Source organism: Streptomyces sp. NPDC056224 (assembly GCF_042267665.1).
GTDB lineage: Bacteria > Actinomycetota > Actinomycetes > Streptomycetales > Streptomycetaceae > Streptomyces.
Window position 1 is genome coordinate 120,688 of record NZ_JBHJTK010000012.1, and the last position, 14,840, is coordinate 135,527.

At 75.1% G+C, this 14,840-nt stretch carries 9 protein-coding genes; 5 read left to right on the forward strand and 4 right to left on the reverse strand.

Annotation, left to right across the window (positions count from 1 at the left end; genetic code table 11):
• Positions 1–5: 5 nt before the first annotated feature.
• The 3 genes from ACFCZ1_RS17560 (at position 6) to ACFCZ1_RS17570 (ending at position 6,677) form a co-directional block, all read left to right on the forward strand.
• Positions 6–2,657, forward strand: coding sequence for a BTAD domain-containing putative transcriptional regulator (locus ACFCZ1_RS17560; protein ID WP_376679159.1), 2,652 nt, complete (start codon positions 6–8; stop codon positions 2,655–2,657).
• A gap of 82 nt (positions 2,658–2,739) precedes the next feature.
• A complete protein-coding gene (locus ACFCZ1_RS17565) occupies positions 2,740–4,962 on the forward strand; it encodes a LuxR C-terminal-related transcriptional regulator (RefSeq protein ID WP_376679160.1) in 2,223 nt (740 codons plus the stop codon).
• Positions 4,953–6,677 carry an AMP-binding protein gene (locus ACFCZ1_RS17570; protein ID WP_376679161.1) on the forward strand — a complete coding sequence of 575 codons (1,725 nt, stop codon included), beginning with the start codon at positions 4,953–4,955 and terminating at the stop codon, positions 6,675–6,677. Before ACFCZ1_RS17565 ends, ACFCZ1_RS17570 begins: the two co-directional genes overlap by 10 nt.
• Before the next feature lie 41 nt (positions 6,678–6,718).
• Here the strand turns inward: ACFCZ1_RS17570 and ACFCZ1_RS17575 are convergent, their stop codons facing one another.
• The 4 genes from ACFCZ1_RS17575 to ACFCZ1_RS17590 form a co-directional block, all read right to left on the reverse strand.
• On the reverse strand, positions 6,719–7,288 hold the full coding sequence (locus tag ACFCZ1_RS17575; protein WP_376679162.1) for a DinB family protein: 570 nt from the start codon (positions 7,286–7,288) through the stop codon (positions 6,719–6,721).
• A 62-nt stretch (positions 7,289–7,350) separates the two neighbouring features.
• A complete protein-coding gene (locus ACFCZ1_RS17580; protein ID WP_376679163.1) occupies positions 7,351–8,307 on the reverse strand; it encodes a polyprenyl synthetase family protein in 957 nt (318 codons plus the stop codon).
• 360 nt (positions 8,308–8,667) lie between these two features.
• A complete protein-coding gene (locus tag ACFCZ1_RS17585) occupies positions 8,668–11,370 on the reverse strand; it encodes an AAA family ATPase (RefSeq protein WP_376679164.1) in 2,703 nt (900 codons plus the stop codon).
• A 146-nt stretch (positions 11,371–11,516) separates the two neighbouring features.
• On the reverse strand, positions 11,517–12,362 hold the full coding sequence (locus tag ACFCZ1_RS17590) for a metallophosphoesterase family protein (protein WP_376679165.1): 846 nt from the start codon (positions 12,360–12,362) through the stop codon (positions 11,517–11,519).
• A gap of 290 nt (positions 12,363–12,652) precedes the next feature.
• Here ACFCZ1_RS17590 and ACFCZ1_RS17595 point away from each other — a divergent pair, with 290 nt between their 5' ends.
• The gene (locus ACFCZ1_RS17595) at positions 12,653–13,381 is read left to right on the forward strand and encodes a 4'-phosphopantetheinyl transferase (protein ID WP_376679166.1); all 729 of its coding nucleotides are present in this window, start codon (positions 12,653–12,655) and stop codon (positions 13,379–13,381) included.
• 393 nt (positions 13,382–13,774) lie between these two features.
• Positions 13,775–14,815, forward strand: coding sequence for a LuxR C-terminal-related transcriptional regulator (locus ACFCZ1_RS17600; protein WP_376679167.1), 1,041 nt, complete (start codon positions 13,775–13,777; stop codon positions 14,813–14,815).
• The last annotated feature ends 25 nt before the right edge of the window (positions 14,816–14,840 follow it).

Consider the following 14,840-nt stretch of genomic DNA (forward strand, 5'->3'; position numbering starts at 1 on the left):
GGACGATGCGCTTCGGGATTCTGGGCCCGCTGGAGGTCACGGGCGACGGTGCGGCGGGGGGTGCGGACGGCGGTACGGACGGTGGTGCGGTGCCTTCGTACGCTCCGCAGGCCGCCAAACTGCGGGTCGTCCTCGGGGCACTGCTGGTCCGCGCGAACGAGGTCGTGTCGTCGGAGAGCCTCATCGACGAGCTCTGGCCGGAGGCGCCGCCGCGTACGGCGACGACGACGCTCCAGGTCTACGTGTCGCACCTGCGCAAGACACTGGGCAGCGCGGATCCGGAGAACGGCCGTCAGTCCCTGGTCACCCGACGCCCGGGCTATCTGCTGCGCGTGGGCGCGGACGCGCTCGACACCGCGGTCTTCGAGGACCTGTCCCGCCGCGGCCACCAGGCCCTGCGGGCGGCGGACTTCGGCGCGGCCGCGGATCTGATGCGGCGGGCGCTCGCGCTGTGGCGGGGGCCGGTGCTGTCGGACACCCCGCACGGGCCGCTGCTGGACGGCGCGGCCGTGCGCCTGGGCGAGGTGCGCTCCACCGTGCTCGACGAGCGCATCCGGGCCGAGCTGCACCTCGGGCTGCACCGCGAACTGGTGGCGGAGCTCCAGGAGCTGGTCGCCGAGCACCGGATGCACGAGGAGTTCCACGCCCACCTGATGGTGGCGCTGTACCGGTGCGGGCGGCAGGCGGAGGCGCTGCGCGTGTTCGCGATGCTGCGGCGGACCCTCGTGGAGGAGCTCGGGATAGAGCCGGGTCCTTCGTCGCGGCGGCTCCAGCGGCGCATTCTGGAAGGGGATCCGGCGCTGTCGATGCCCGGAGCCCGAACCGGACCCGGCTCCGGCACCGCCACCGGCACCGGCGCGGGGTCGGGGTCGGGGTCGGGGTCCGGATCGGGGGCGGGGGCGGGGGCGGAAGCGGGATCGGCCGTACGGTCCGGGCCCGTGGGGTCGGGTGCCGTGGCCGGCGCTCCGGCCGACGGTGCGGAACGCTGGTCGCCGGAGCTCGGCGCGCTGCCGCCCGCCGATCCCGGCTTCGCGGGCCGGGCGGCCGAACTGGCCGAGCTGGAGCAGCTGTTACGGTGCGGCCCCGCGGGTGGCTGCGTCGCCGTGACGGGCCTGCCGGGCACCGGCAAGACCGCACTCGCGGTGGAGAGCGCGCACCGCGTGGCGGACGCCTTCCCCGACGGGCAGGTCTTCCTGGACCTGCGCCGCGGCTCCGGGCCCCCGCCGGCCGGCGCGGAGATCCTCGACCGTCTGGGGCGGTCACCCCTGACGGGCCGCCGGGTGCTGATCGTGCTGGACCACGTCACCTCCGAGACCCAGGTACGACCTCTGCTGCCACTCGCCCCGGGCTCCGCGCTGCTGCTCACGGCGGGTCGCGTGCCCGCCGGGCTCCCGGGGCTGCGTCCGGTGGTCCTCGGGCCGTGGCGGCCCGAGGAGTCGCGGCGGCTCGCCGGGCTGTTCGCCGAGCGCGGCGGCCCCGCGCCCGCGTCCGCGGCGGTCGACGAGATAGCCGGGCTGTGCGGCGGGCTCCCGCTCGCCGTGCGGGCCGCCGCCGCCCAGCTCGCGGCCCGTCCGCACTGGACCCCCGCCACCCTGGCGGACCGGCTTCGGGACGAGGGCGGGCGGCTGGACGCGCTGCGGACCGGCGACGTCGACGTAAGGGCCCGCCTCCTGGAGGTCTACGCGGCGGCCCCCGGCGCCCAGCGCCGGGCGTTTCGCCTGCTGTCGCTGCTGCCGCCCGGCCGCTTCGGCGCCCGGCAGGCCGCCGCCGCGCTGGACCTGGCCGAGCCGCGGGCCGCGGCGGCCCTTGACGCGCTGGCCGACGAACGGCTGCTGGCGGTGGACCGCGACGGCTGCCACCTCCCGGAGCTGCTGAGGCTGCTGGCGGTGGAGCGGCTGGCGCTGGAGGAGGCGCCCGGGGTGCGGCGCGCGGCGGCGGAGCGGGTGTGCCGGGCGTACGCGGACGGGGCCGCGCAGCCGGGCCGTCTGGCGGACGCCGACGCGCGGGGGCTCGTACGGCTGGCGCGGACCGCCTACGAGGCCGGGCTGTGGGCGCTGGCGGTACGGCTGACGGACGCCACGGGCGGGTGGGTGGAGGAGGACGCCGAGGCCGCCTACACCCTGGCGCTGGATGCGGCCGTGCGGTGCGCGGACCGGTCGGCCCAGGCCCGGATGGAGCGCTCGCTCGGCGACCTCGCCTGGCAGTACCGCCGCACGGAACGGGCGCACGAGCTGTACGCGGGTGCGCTGGCGCACGCCCGGGAGGCGGGCGACGAGGAGGAGGCGGGCCGCGCCCTGGTGGGCCTGGCCGAGCTGCGGCTGGACGCCGGTTCGGCGGTGGAGGCCGCCGCCCTGCTGGAGCCCGCCCTCGCCGCCCTGTCGCTGCCCGGCCGTACGCGCGGCCGCTACGAGGCGAGCCGCGCCCGGGCGCTCCTCGCGCTGGCCCAGGACGGGCCGGAGGGTGCGGAGACCGCCCGGACCTGGTTCGGCGAGTGCCTGGAGCTGGCGGGGGCCCTGCGCGACCACCGGCTGGAGGTGTACGCGAGACGCTCGCTGCGGGCGCTGTCCACGGCCACCGGTGGTGGCACCACCGCGCGGCGGGCCGTGGAGATCCGTCCGGGGCTCTGGCGGATCCAGCCGGCCGGTGTGCCCTGCTGACCGGCACGACGCCCCGGCCCGGCCCGGCGGCACCCGGTCTCCCGACCCATTCGACCGCCCTCTACGCAACGTTCGGAGAACCATGTCGGTAGCGCTCAGCCCGGTGACGGAGCTCGTCGGGCGGGAACTCGAAGCGGCCGCTCTGCGGGAGCGGCTGCGCGACCCCTCGGTCCGGCTGCTGACGGTGACCGGGCGGGCCGGTGTGGGCAAGAGCCGGCTGGCCGCGGAGGCCGTACGGGAGGTCGGCCCGGAGTTCGCCCGGGTGGAGGTGGTCGACGCGGCGGCGCGCTGGGCCGCCGGGGACGAACCGCTGCGCCCGTGGGGGCCCGGGGAGCCCGGCCGGGTCCTGCTGCTGCTCGACGGCTGTGACCACGAGGCGCGCCCGGGTGCCGCCGGGGCCGTCGCGGCGCTCGCCGGTGATCCGCGCGTGGTGGTGCTGGCGACCGCCTTGGAGCCGCTCGGGGTGTACGGGGAACAGCTGCTGCCGCTGGCGCCGCTGCCCGTACCGGAGCCGGCGGACGGCTCCGCCGACCCGCACGAGGTGCGCGAAGTGGCGTCGGTCGCGCTGTTCGTGCGCCGGGCCCGGGACGCCGATCCGGCCTTCGCGCTCACCCTGGAGAACGCGGCGGCCGTCGCCGAGGTCTGCACGCTCCTCGACGGACTGCCGCTCGCCCTAGAGCTCGCCGCGCGCAGGCTGCGGCTGCTGCCTCCCCACCTGCTGCCGTCGCGGCTGCGCGGCCGTACGACCGTCCTGGCGGGCGGACCCGCGCACGCCCCCGAGCGGCACCGCTCGCTCGCCGCCCTCGCCGAGTGGAGCTGCCGCGGACTGGACGCCCCGGTCCGCGCCCTGCTGGAGCGGCTCTCGGTGTACGAGCCGGGCTTCGGCCTGTCGGCGGCGGGCGCGGCGGAGGAGGCCGGCATCGAGACCCTGCTGGACCGCGGCCTGCTGGCCGTGGTGGGTGAGGAGCAGGGGGAGCTGCGGCTGGCCGTGACCGAGCCCGTGCGGTCCCACTGCCGCGCCTCGCTTACGGAGTCGGGGCGTGACGGCGCGGCGCTGGACGCGCACGCGGAGCGCTACCGGCGGCTGGTGACCACCTCGCTGCCCGGCTTGAGCGGGACCGAGCAGGAGCGAATGCTGAGGGAGTTGGCGGCCGAGGGCGCGAACGTGACGGCTGCCCTGCGGCGGCTGAGCGAGCGCGGCGACGGCGAGGCGGCGGCCGCCCTGGTGCTCGGCTGCCGGCTCCCCTGGCTGACGCAGGGGCGGCTGCGGGAGGGGCTGGAGTGGTGCGACGGCGCGGGCGAGGCGGCGGGTCCCCCGCTGCAGGAGGCGGTACGGGCCCGGCTGGCCGACATGTCCGGGCTGTTCGCCCTGGCCCTGGGCGATCCGCAGGAGGCCGTACGCCGCCACCGGCGGGCGCTCGCGCTGGGCAAGGCCGTCGGCGACCGGCGCCAGAACATGCTCGCCTCCGCCCACCTCGGCACGGCGCTGCTGAAGGCCGGCGACCCGCCGGGGGCGCGGGCCGTGCTGGTGACCGCGCTGAACGCGCTGGAGTCGATGGGCGTCACCGGGGGTGCGGCCGGGGCGGCGGCGGCGCTCGCGGCCGTGCTGCGCGCCGACGGCGACCGGCGCAAGGCGCAGGAGCTGCTGGACCGCGCCGAGGAGGCCTTCCGGCGGATCCGGGACGGGCGGGGCCTGGCGGGCGCGCTGCGGACCTCGGCGGCGCTGGCCCTGGAGGGCGAGGATCCGGACCGGGCCGACCGGGCGCTGCGGGAGGCCCTGCGGCTGTACGGGGCGATCGGCGAGCGGACCGAACTGCCCGGGCTGCTGGAGGAGTTCGCCCTGCTCCAGCTGCGCACCGCGCCCGCGCAGCGGCCGCGGACGGTGCGGCTGCTGGCGGCGGCCGACACCTTGCGGGCCGGGACGGGAGCGGAGGTGCCCGACGAGTGGCGCTCCGAGGCCGAGCGGGCGCGTACGGAGCTGAGCGCCCGGCTGGACTGGTCCGACTTCGCCACGGCGTGGGCGGAGGGGGTACGGATGGGCGCGCCCGCCGCGGTGGCCGAGGCGCTCTCGGCGCCCGAACCCTCGCGCCGCCCGGTGGCGGGGGCGGTCGCCGAGGCGCAGTCGCTCACCCCCCGGCAGGTCCAGGTGGCACTGCTGGTGTCGGAAGGGCTGACGAATCGTCACATCGCTGCCAGGCTGGACATTTCGGAGTGGACCGTGGTCAACCACGTCCGCCAGGTGATGCGCCGGCTCGGGTGCACCTCGCGGGTGCAGGTCGCCGGGGCGGTGGGCCGATGGGCCTGACGGACTCCCCCTCGTACCCCGCGGCGGAGGGTCTCGCCTCCGCGCACGGCCGCCCCATGGACCTCACCGCGCCCGCCGGGGTGGCGGCGCGGTTCCGGGCCGCCGGATGGTGGCGCCCGGAGACCTTCCTCGACGACCTCTACCGTACGGCCGCCGCCGCGCCCGGGCGCCCGGCGATCATCTCGGAGCGGGCCCACCGGCCGGCCGACCGGCGCCGGATCACCCTCACGTACGGCCAGCTGGCCCTGTACGTCGACCGGTTCGCCGCCGCCCTGGCCTCCCTCGGGGTGGCCCCCGGGGACCCGGTCGCCTACCAGTTGCCGAGCTGGTGGGAGACCGCGGCGCTGACCCTCGCCTGCTGGCGGGCCGGGGCGGTCGCGGTGCCGGTGCTGCCGACCGTACGGGCCCACGGACTGCAGCGGATCCTGGAGGGCACCCGGGCCCGGGTCTGCGTGGTGCCCGACGTGTGGGAGGGCCACGGGCACGCCGAGGTCCTCGCGGACCTCGCCCCGCGCCTGCCGTGGCTGCGCCACCGGGTCGTCGTGGGGGACGCGGCGGCGACCGGGGCGGTCGACTTCGCGGCGTACTTCCGGCGCACCGCGCACGAGCGCACCGGGGCGGGCAGACGGAGCAGGCCGCGCGGCGGTCAGGCCGACCGGCCCGCCCTGCTGATCAGCGTGATGGGCCTGCGGGACGCCTACACCTCGGTGCTGCACTCCCCCAACACGCTGTACGCCAACATCGCCTCCCAGCACGAGGGCGACGGCCCGGGGCGCCGTCCCCGCGAGGTCTTCCTCAGCACGCTGCCGCTCACCTCGCTGGCCTCGCTGCTCTACACCGTGTGCTGGCCGCTGGCGGTCGGCGGGACGGGGGTCCACCAGGACGTGTGGGACCCCGGCCGGTGCCTGGACCTGATGGCGGCCGCCGGGGTGGACCAGGTGTACGCGGAGCCCGCCTACTTCTCCGAGCTGCTCACCACGCAGCAGCGCCGCCCCCGGAACCTGGACCGGCTGCGGCTGGTGCTGTCCGGCGGGCGCACCAGCACGCCGGCTCCGCTCGCCGCGGAACTCCGCGCGGCGTTCGGCGTGCCGGTCCTCTCGGTGTGGGGGACGCCGGAGCTCGGCATGGGCGCCCTCACCGGGGACACCCCCGACGAGGGCGACGTCTTCCACCCGCTGCGCGGGCTGGAGGTGTCCGCCGGGTGCGGGACACCGGCGCTCGCGGTGCGCGGGCCGTCGGTCTGCCTGGCCACGTGGGGGCAGGGGGCCCCGGCACCGGTTCCCACCTGGGAGCGGGCCGACGGCTGGCTCGACACGGGGGACCTGGCGCAGACCCGCCCGCACGGCGGGATCCGGGTCCTGGCCAGGGCCGGGATGCGGACCGGCGCGATCTTCATGGTGCCGGTGGCCGAGGTGGAGGAGCAGTTGCTGACCCACCCCCGGGTCAGCGAAGCCGCGGTCGTCGCCTACACCGACCCCGAGCACGGCGAGCTGCCCTGCGCCGTCGTGGTCCCGACCGCGCAGGACCGGCCACCGAGTCCGGCCGAGATGCGCGAGCACCTCACCTCGCGGGGCGTCGCGGAGGCCTTCCTGCCCACGCGGCTGGAGATCGTCGGCGCTCTGCCGCGCGACGACCTCGGCCGGATCCGCCGCGGCGCGCTGCGCGGCTGGCTGACGCGCCTGCGGCCCGGCGGGCCGCGGCCGGCCCCCGGCTGAGTCCCGTCAGGGGGACCCCGCTCCGGGCCGGAGCGGGCCCGTCACTGGCCCACCCTTCCGTCGACGCACTCGCGCAACAGGTCGGCGTGCCCGCAGTGACGGGCGTACTCCTCGACCCTGTGCACCAGCAGCTCCCGGATCGCGATCCCGTCCTTCCCCACGCGCTCGCCCAGCTCCGGGTGGACCGCCAGCGCGGCGTCGGTCGCGGCCTGCTCGCGCTCCAGATCCTCGTAGGCGGCGTCGACCGCGGCCTGCTCGGCGACGGCGCCGTGGAAGTCCGCGTCGCGCTCGCCGTACAGCTTCGGCAGCGGGTCGCCGTCGCGGATCCAGTTGCGCCAGTCCCGTTCCACCTCGGCGAGGTGCCTGACCAGGCCGAGCAGCGACATCGTCGACGGCGGGACCGACCGGCGGGCCAGCTGCTCCGCGTCCAGGCCCTCGCACTTCATCCGCAGGGTGATGCGGTAGTTCGTCAGGAAGTCCTGCAGCGTCGCGAGTTCGCCCTCCGGACCGGCTCCCGCGCTGTCGCAGGGGTCGTCGTCCGGATCGGCCCACATGTCGGGGTAGACGGTCGCCTGGGTCCATCGCGCGGGTTGGTCGCTCATGCGCGCCATGATCGACCAGGGGACCCGGGGCCGCTACCGAATTGGCGCTGGGGGCGGCGTGATCGCCGGGGTCACTCGCAGCCGGCCACCCGGCGGGCGAAGGCCCCCAGTTCGGTGCGCCACAGGGGGTCGACGGGGGCCGCGGCGACGGTCTCGTCCGCGCGCGCCATGAGTCCGGCGATGGTCTCCTCGGCCCCGTTCCGGGCCCGCGCGTCGAAGAACACGTCGCGCAGGAACTGGGCGTCGCCGTCGAAGCCGGGGCCGCCGCGCAGGAATCCGCGGATCCGCCAGGCCGCGTGCAGGACCCGCGCGTACTCCTCGTACGTCTCGCGCAGGTCGCCCCGCCCCGCCAGCGCGGCGCCGATCAGCAGCGCGTGGCGCAGCCCGTACCAGCCCGCCCGGCAGCCGCTGCCACAGCCCTCCAGGCACTGTCCCGGCCAGGCGTCGTCGAGGTACTCGGTCGCGGCGGCGGCCTCGGTGTGCGCGCCGATCGCCCGCTCGGTGCGCAGGTCGTCCCACAACTCCCAGGCGTCGTGCGGGAGCCGGACGGCGAGGCGGTCACCGTAGGCGAGGGCGAGATCGCCCGCGAGCACGGCGGTCCCCTCGCCGAACCGGCGGGACTCGCCCCGCCAGCCGTTGCGCTCGTGCTCGGCGGCGTGGCTGATGTGCAGGGTCGGGATGCCGCGGCGCAGCGGTGCGTTGTCCCGGACGTCCTCACGGATCATCAGGCAGGTGTCGAGGAGTTCCAGGGCGGCGGCCGCGGTCACCGCGTCCTCGCCGTCCGGGTCGCCGCCCGCGGCGAGGTATCCGGTGAGGCAGATGACCGGGTGGGCCCGCTCGGCCCCGGCCTGGACGAGTTCGGCGACGCCGGCCACCAGGACGGCGCTGCGCGGGTCGGGCGTACGGCGGTTGCGGTGCTCCTCGGCGAGCAGTCGGGCGAGGCGCTCCTCGACCCGGTCGAGCATGGCGTCGCGCACCTGTCCCGGTGCGGCCGTGCGCCACGGCTGGTCGTGCGTGGGTGTGGTCATGGTGCCCTCCCTGGTGGGCTGCGACTCATGACCGAACCGTCGCGCACGTGGCCCGCGGGGGCCAGTAAAAGAGGGCTCATCTGAGCGGACCCGGGGGGAGGAGGGGGTCACGTGCGCCAGTTGTCTGCCAGGGGACGGCCGGGAGCGGGTGGGCTTGCCATGACCTTGCCATCCCGCTCCCGGCCCGGCGACTCCGCCCCGGGCTCCGGCCGGGACCCGGGCTCAGACCGCGGGCCCCGACCGCGGGCCCGGACCACAGGCCCGGACCGAGCCCCCGGCCCGGGCCGAGGCCCGGACCGATGCCCCGCCCCAGACCGGGACCCGGCTCAGACCGGGACCCGGCTCAGACCGGGACCCGGCTCAGACGAACTCCGCGACGCCCAGGTGGAAGTCGACCGGAAGCGCCTGCCGGCCGGGGATCTCCAGCTTGCGGTAGACCCGGGTCAGGTGCTGTTCCACCGTGCTCACGGTGATGTAGAGCTTCTGGGCGATCTCGCGGTTGGTGTGGCCGTGCACAGCGAGCAGGGCGACCCGCTTCTCCGACTCGCTGAGACTCGCGACGAGGTCGGCGTGCGGGGTCTCGGCGGTCTCCCCCGCGTCGGCACCCTCACCGGTGTGGCCGGGGAGGATCTTCACGCACAGGGACTCGGCTCCGCACTCCCGGGCCACGTGCCAGGCCCGGCGGTTGACCATGGCGGCCCGTGCCGGTTCGCCGAGCTCCCGCAGCACCTGCCCGAAGTCGCTCATGGCACGGGCCAGCTCGTACTGGTCGCCCGAGCGGTGCAGGTCGTCCACGGCCTTGGCGAGCATCGCCTGACGCTCCTTCGGCTCGCGCAACGAGGCCCGCAGCCGCAGGGACATGCCGCGCACCCACGGGTCCGCGGCGTCCCGGCCGCTGAGCTGGTCCGCGAGGAACCGCTCGGCCTGGCGGGCCTCGCCGAGCCGCAGCAGGGCCTCCGCCGCGTCGGTGCGCCAAGGCAGGAGCCGCGGCCGGTCCAGGCCCCACCGCTTCATGTGGCGGCCGACGTCGAGGAAGTCGCCCAGCGCCGCGTGGAAGCGGCTGGTCGCGAGGGCGTACTGGCCGCGGGCGCGGAGGTATCCGAGACCGTGGATGCTCGCCGTCAGCTCGGCGGGGACGGGCCGGCTCAGTACCGCCGCCGCCTCCTCGGGCCGGCCCATGGCCGTGCGGGCCCGGACCAGGGTGCCGGCGACCGCGCTCAGCAGGACGCTGCCGCCGCGTGCGGGTACGGTCCGCAGGACCCCTTCCGCGGTCTGGGCCGCGCCCCGGAGGTCACCCAGGCGCATCCGGGCCTCGGCGAGCAGACCGGCGAACACGGCCTGCCAGCCGGCGGCCCCGCGCTGGGTCGCCTGGAGCAGGAACGACTCGCACCAGGGCAGCGCCCGGGCGGCGCCGTCCAGGTACAGGAGCGTGCGCAGGGCCTGGACCACCGGCTCCACGGTGCCTTCGGCGAGGGTGGCGCCCCGGAGGAAGAGCTCGGCCGCCTGGGCGGCCGTGCCCTCCTCCGACTCCACCGGGAGGGCCCACAGGGCCGCCGGGTGGACGGCGGTCCTGACCGCGCGGCCGACCGGGAGCGGTCCGGCCTCGGCCGGTGTGCCGCGGCGGTTGGAGGCCGCCCACTGGGGGAAGGCGGAGAGTCCGTCCAGCGGGTCGTCCCCGGGGAACTCCCCCTGCCTGCGCTCCGCGCCCGGGTGCCGGCCGCTGCCGGCCGCCAGCCGTTCCAGTACGTCGGCCGACTCGTCGATCCGGCCCTGGGCGGCCAGCGCCCTGGCGAGCGGGCCCATGGCGTGCGGTCCCAGTGTTCCGGCGGCCAGGGCGGCGAGGGGTTCGCGGAGGTGGCGTTCGGCTGCCGCCGGGTCGGTGCGGCCGGCGACGACGCTGAGTTTGACGGCCAGTTCGGCGCGCCGCGCGTCGTCGGGGCTCGCCTCCCGGGCGAGCTGCAGGACGGCCGCGGCCTGGTCGAGGGCGCCGTCGGCGACGTACTGGTCCGCGGCGGAGCGCAGCACCGGCAGGGCCCATTCCTCGCAGGTGTGGCGTGCGCCGAGCAGTTGGTCGGCCACCGCCGTGTCGGGCGCCCCCGAGGCCCGGGCGAGCAGGGCGGCCTCCCGGTGCAGGGCCTGCCGGGCGGCCGGGTCCATCCGGTCGAGTACGGCGGCCCGTGCGGCCGGGTGGCAGAACCCGTGCCCGCCGTCGTCGGCGAGCAGGCCCGCGGCGTCGAGCGCGGCCAGGGCCCGGGCGGCGGCGGCTTCGGAGGCGCCGGTCAGCCGTGCGAGGTGCGCGGCGCCGGCGAGGCCGTCGAGTACGGCGATCGCCTCGGCCAGTTCGGTGGTGGCGGGCCCGCAGCGGTGCAGGCAGGCGAGCACGGCCTGGGCGTAGGCGTCGCCGGGGCGGCTCCCGGGGTCCTGGAGCAGGGACCGCAGCAGCAGCGGGTTCCCGCCGCTGGCCCGGTGCAGCCGCACGGTCTCCGCCTCGGTGCGGTCCGGCAGCATGGCGCGGACGGCCTCGGGCGTGAACCGTTCGAGCCTCAGCCGTACGAAGTGGGGAAGCCGGAGCAGTTCGGTGCGCAGCAGCGGGTCGTCGCCGCGCTCGTGCACGGACTCGGTGAACACCAGGAGGACCCTGGCCTGCCGGGCGCCGCGCGCCAGGTGCAGCAGGTAGCGGCTGGAGAGTTCGTCGACGTGGTGCAGGTCGTCGACGCAGATCACCACGGGTGCGGCGGCGCTCAGTTCGCGTACGGCTGCGGCGAAGACCTGCATGGCCTCGACCCGCCCCGCCTCGTCCGCGGGCGGCAGGGCTCCGGCCGGCGCGTCGGCGGCCAACTGGCGCAGGACGCCCAGCGGATGGCACCGTTCGGCCGCGGTGCCGATGGCGCGCAGGACGACCGCGCCCCGGGCTTCGGCATGGGCGGCGACGGTCTCCAGGAATTCACTCTTTCCGCAGCCGACCGCGCCTTCGATCAATAGTAATCCGGCATTCCCTTCGGCACAGCCGTCGAGCAATGCATGTGAAAGAGAAAGTTCCTCGGCACGCCGGAACAACACCATAGGGTCCCCCAGTGTCCCTTTTCCGTGCGTTCCGGGAAGGATCGCGAATATCGGAAATAGGGATGGTCGAGCATTGCTTGAGCGAGAATTCAAGATCAGTATAGGCTCGAAATCGCACTCTTACGGTGTCCGGAAGTTGCCAGGCATCAATCCCCGGCCGGACCGCCGGGGAAGATCCGGCGCGGGACGTCGCGCGGGTGGCCCGGCCTGCGCCATTCCCTCGGGTAGCCCACGGACACCTCCTCGAAGCGCACGCCGTCGTACCACGTGGTGCGCGGGATGTGGAGGTGGCCGTAGACGACGGCCGCCGCCCTGAACCGGGTGTGCCAGTCGGCGGTGAGTTCGGTGCCGCACCACTGGGCGAACTCGGGGTGCCGCAGGATCCGCGTAGGGTTCCTGACCAGCGGAAAGTGGTTGACGAGCACCATGCGCAGATCGGGGTCGCAGGCGGCGAGGCGCTGTTCGGTGAGGGCGACCCGGGCCCGGCACCAGGCCTCTCGGGACGGGTACGGATCGGGGTGCAGCATGAACTCGTCGGTGCACACCACGCCGGCCTCGTACGCCTGCTCCAGCGCTTCCTCCCGCGTGGCCGCCCCGGGCGTGCGGAACGTGTAGTCGTACAGCAGGAAGAGGGGGGCCACGACGAGCGGTCCGCCCGGCCCCGACCAGACGGGGTAGGGATCTTCCGGAGTGTGCACGCCGAAGGAGCGGCAGATCTCGACGAGGTGCCGGTAGCGCGCTTCCCCGCGCAAAGCCACCGGGTCGTCACGCAGAGTCCAAAGATCATGATTTCCCGGCGCCCACACCACGGTGGCATAGCGGCTGGCGAGCAGGCCGAGCACCCATCGAAGATCATCGGGCGACTCACCCACGTCCCCGGCCACGATCAGCCAGTCGTCGGGAGTGTCCGGGATCAGTTCCTCGACGATCCGGCGATTCTCCTGGAATGAGACGTGGAGGTCGCTGATGCCCATGAGGTTTCCGTGCGGCATTCCGTGAGGATGGGCGACGGAACTCGCGGGGAACACCCCTGCACGTCCCCTCAACCGCCGGTGGAGGCACGGGCCCCGGCGCGTGACAGGCGGATGGCAATGCCGGCGGGGGCGGTGCCAGCCTCCCGGCAGGAAGCGGTCCCCGGGGGCGGCGGATGGCAGTGAGCTGGGAGGAAACCGGGCGCACGGGGCCCGATCGGGGCCGGCGGCGCCCGTGTTCCTGGCCCGGGCAGGGGCGGCGGCGGCAGCGTGGGAGCTGTCAGACCGACACATCGACCCGAGGGAATGCCGTGCTCACGAAGCTCCTGCCATCGGATGTCGCCACCGCCGAGTCCACCGTCGACCCCGACGACGTCTTCCTCTTCCCGGAGGAGGAACTGCTGATCGGCAACGCCGTCGCGAAGCGGCGGGCGGAGTTCGGGACCGTGCGGTGGTGCGCCCGCCGCGCGATGGGCGCCCTCGGGGTGGCCGAGGCGCCCGTGGTGCCGGGGCGCCGCGGGGTCCCGCAGTGGGACGCCTCGGTGGTGGGGTCCATGACGCACTGTGCGGGCTACCGGGGAGCGGCGCTCGCCCGGGCGTCGGAGTTCGCCGCGGTGGGCATCGACGCGGAGCCGAACGCTCCGCTGCCGGACGGGGTGCTGGAGTCGATCGCGCTGCCCCAGGAGCTGCGCCGCACGCGGGAGCTGGCCCGGGCGGTGCCGGACGTCGCGTGGGACCGGCTGCTCTTCAGCATGAAGGAGGCGGTCTACAAGACGTGGTTCCCGCTCACGGGTCAGGAGCTGGACTTCACCGACGCCCTGGTCACCGTCGACGCGGGGCAGGAGACGTTCCGCGCCCGGCTGCTGCCGGACCCCGGGTGGCTCTCGCCCGACGGGCCCACCGCGTTCAGCGGCCGCTGGTCGGCGGACGGTGGCCTGCTGCTCAGCGCCATCGCGGTGCCGGCCGCGAAGACGGCGGACACCGGGGGCCGGACAGCGCGAAGCGCTCCCCTCATCCACCGTGCGGGGAGCGCTTGCTGAACCGGTTCACGTGCGGGGGAGGCTCATCCCCACCGGTCGTCCGCCGGCGTCGCGGCGACTCCCCCGTCGGCCCCGTCGGGCCCGCTGAGTCCGGCGGACAGAGCGGATGTGCTCAGCAGAACCGGGCCCGACATGTACTGCACCCCCATAACGGACATGACCATACCCGCCAGTAAGGTCAAGTAAACCGAAGAGAATTTACCGGAAATTACCCTCACGACTCCCCCAGTCGAAGATCGAGATTAACTCCGTCAGCACACCTTCGCCCGATTTTTCCGGCTTTGGTGTCCCTGGTGATGCGAATAGAGTGCTTGATATCGATCATTCGCGCCAAGGGTCCTGCGCTGGCGTAAAGTTACGTGGCAGCAATTACACCGATCAGTGGGGGCTGGCATGTTCGCAGGGGAGGGCCCGGATTCAGGGTTCGCAGAGCTCGATGACCTCAGCGCGGCGGCGTACGGCCTCGCGGTCGAGTGCGGGCGCTTCGTGCGCGAGAAGATCGCCGAGGAGCTGTCGCTGACGCCCGCGGAGATCACGCGGGTGGAGCAGGTGCTGTGCGGCGTACGCCTGCTGCAGTCCATGCCGGGTCATCCGTCCGAACTGACCCCCGTCACGCCCGATGTGGCGGCCGCGTCCCTGGTGGCTCCCGCGGAGCGGCACATCCGGGAACTGCAGCAGGCGGTGACCGACGTCCGGGCGAAGCTGTTGTCGCTGACGCCGCTGTACTTCGAGGGGCGCCGACTGCGCAACCGCCTGGAGGCCTTCGACATCATCACCGATGTCAACCGGATCCAGGCGATGCTCAACCACCTGAGCCAGAACTGCAAGAGCGAGCTGCTCACCGTCCAGCCCGGCGGCGCACGCCCGGCGGAACTGCTGGAAGAGGCACGGGAGTCGGCGCTGTCCACCCTGGCGCGCGGCGTCCGGATCCGGACCGTTTACCAGCACACCGCGCGCAACGACCTGCCCACCCGCTCGTACGTCCGCGACGTCACCCTCCAGGGCGCGGAGATCCGTACCGCCGACGAGGTCATCGACCGTCTGATCATCTACGACCGGGAGGTGGCCTTCCTGCCGGAACGATCCTCCCGGGACCGCGCGCCCGGGGCTGCGATCGTGCGCGAGCCCACGCTCGTGGCGTTCCTCTGTTCCGTCTTCGAGTACCTGTGGGACGGCGCGTCCCCCTACGTCGTGGAGTCCCAACGGTCCCCCGCTTCCTCCGACGAGCTCAAGTGGTCGATCATCCGGCTGATGACCAAGGGCTACAAGGACGAGATGGTCGCCCGGCGGCTCGGCATGTCCGTGCGCACCTGCCGCCGCCACATCGCCGAGATCACCGAGGAGCTGGAAGCCACCAGCCGTTTCCAGGCCGGCTACAACGCCGCGCGCCAGGAGATACTCTCCGGCGGTCCGGCGGCGTCGTCCATCACCTGACGGTCCCGTGGTGTCCGGCTCCGGG

Coding starts and splice junctions, on each gene's coding strand:
- ACFCZ1_RS17560 (WP_376679159.1), top strand. CDS start 6: ATGCGCTTCGGGATTCTGGGCCCGCTGGAGGTCACGGGCGACGGTGCG.
- ACFCZ1_RS17565 (WP_376679160.1), top strand. CDS start 2,740: ATGTCGGTAGCGCTCAGCCCGGTGACGGAGCTCGTCGGGCGGGAACTC.
- ACFCZ1_RS17570 (WP_376679161.1), top strand. CDS start 4,953: ATGGGCCTGACGGACTCCCCCTCGTACCCCGCGGCGGAGGGTCTCGCC.
- ACFCZ1_RS17575 (WP_376679162.1), bottom strand. CDS start 7,288: ATGGCGCGCATGAGCGACCAACCCGCGCGATGGACCCAGGCGACCGTC.
- ACFCZ1_RS17580 (WP_376679163.1), bottom strand. CDS start 8,307: ATGACCACACCCACGCACGACCAGCCGTGGCGCACGGCCGCACCGGGA.
- ACFCZ1_RS17585 (WP_376679164.1), bottom strand. CDS start 11,370: ATGGTGTTGTTCCGGCGTGCCGAGGAACTTTCTCTTTCACATGCATTG.
- ACFCZ1_RS17590 (WP_376679165.1), bottom strand. CDS start 12,362: ATGCCGCACGGAAACCTCATGGGCATCAGCGACCTCCACGTCTCATTC.
- ACFCZ1_RS17600 (WP_376679167.1), top strand. CDS start 13,775: ATGTTCGCAGGGGAGGGCCCGGATTCAGGGTTCGCAGAGCTCGATGAC.